The following is a 1608-nucleotide window of genomic DNA, read 5'->3' as shown; positions in this document are numbered from 1 at the left end:
GGATTTCAACAGCCGGCCGGCGTTCACCGACCCGGAAATCCTGCGCACCAACCTGGCGGCAGTGATCCTGCATATGCTGCAGCTGCGCCTGGGCGCAATCGACGCCTTCCCGTTCATCGAGCAGCCTGCTGGCAAGGCCATCAGCGACGGTTTCAACCTGTTGCAGGAGCTGTCGGCGGTCAACCGCGAGAACCAGCTGACGCCGATCGGTCGCCAGTTGGCGCGTCTGCCGATCGACCCGCGGCTGGGCCGCATGCTGCTCGAAGGCGCCCGCCTGGGCAGCCTGCAGGAAGTGCTGATCGTCACCAGTGCGCTGTCGGTGCAAGACCCGCGCGAGCGCCCGCCGGAGCGCCAGCAGGCCGCCGACCAGGCGCACGCGCAATGGAAGGACGTGGATTCCGACTTCGCCGCGCTGGTCAACCTGTGGCGTGGCTTCGAGGAACAGCGCCAGGCGCTGACCGCCAACCCGCTGCGCAACTGGTGCCGCAAGAACTTCCTGAACTACCTGCGCCTGCGCGAATGGCGCGATGCCCATCGCCAGCTGGCACTGATCTGCCGTGACCTGCAGCTGACTGTTAACAAGGAACCGTCCGACTACCCGAAAATGCACAAGGCCATTCTCAGTGGCCTGCTCAGCCAGATCGGCCAGAAGACCGAAGAGGGCGACTACCAGGGCGCCCGTCAGCGGCGCTTCTGGGTGCACCCGTCGTCGGGCCTGGGGCGCAAGCGCCCGCAGTGGGTGATGGCGGCCGAACTGGTCGAAACCACCAAGCTGTACGCACGCATGGTGGCCAGGATCGAGCCGGACTGGATCGAGCCGCTGGCCGGCCACCTGGTCAAGAAGAACCACTTCGAGCCGCACTGGGAGAAGAAGCGCGGGCAGGTAGTGGCCTACGAGCAGATCACCCTGTACGGCCTGATCCTGGTCGGCCGTCGGCCGGTGCATTTCGGCCCGATCGACCCGGTCACCTCGCGCGAGCTGTTCATCCGCGAAGGCCTGGTGGGTGGCGAAATCCAGTCGCGGGCCAAGTGCCTGGCGGCCAACAAGCGCCTGCTGGAAGAGCTCGACGAGCTGGAGGCCAAGGCCCGCCGCCGTGACATCCTTGCCGACGAAGAGACGCTGTACGCCTTCTACGAAGCGCGTCTGCCGGCGGAAATCCACCAGACCGCGACCTTCGACAGCTGGTACCGCATGGGCAGCCAGAAGGACGCCAACCTGCTGATCATGCGCGAGGAAGACGTGCTGGCCCGCGAGGCCAGCGAAGTCACTGCCGCGCAGTACCCCGACAGCATGCAGGTGGGCGAGCTGCGCCTGCCGCTGAGTTACCACTTCGAGCCCGGCCACCCCCGCGATGGCGTGACCGTGCGGGTGCCAGCACCGCTGTTGCCGAGCCTGCCGGGCGAGCGCCTGGAGTGGCTGGTGCCCGGCCTGCTGGAAGCCAAGTGCGTGGCGCTGGTGCGCAACCTGCCGAAGGCCTTGCGCAAGAACTTCGTGCCGGTGCCGGACTTCGTCAAGGCCTCGCTGGCGCGCATGACCTTCGGCCAGGGCGCATTGCCTCAGGCCCTGGGTCAGGAGCTGCTGCGCATGACCGGCGCCCGGGTGTCCGA

General features: G+C 67.3%; 1 protein-coding gene. It reads left to right on the top strand.

All coding sequences use genetic code 11. The features are described 5' to 3' along the window. On the top strand, positions 1-1608 hold a 1608-nt coding region (hrpA, locus tag JV551A3_RS23705; protein WP_133979156.1), incomplete at both ends, for an ATP-dependent RNA helicase HrpA.

Origin of the sequence: Pseudomonas inefficax, assembly GCF_900277125.1 — a bacterium.
GTDB classification, from domain to species: Bacteria; Pseudomonadota; Gammaproteobacteria; order Pseudomonadales; family Pseudomonadaceae; genus Aquipseudomonas; species Aquipseudomonas inefficax.
This window is presented reverse-complemented; position numbering and strand designations above follow the sequence as displayed.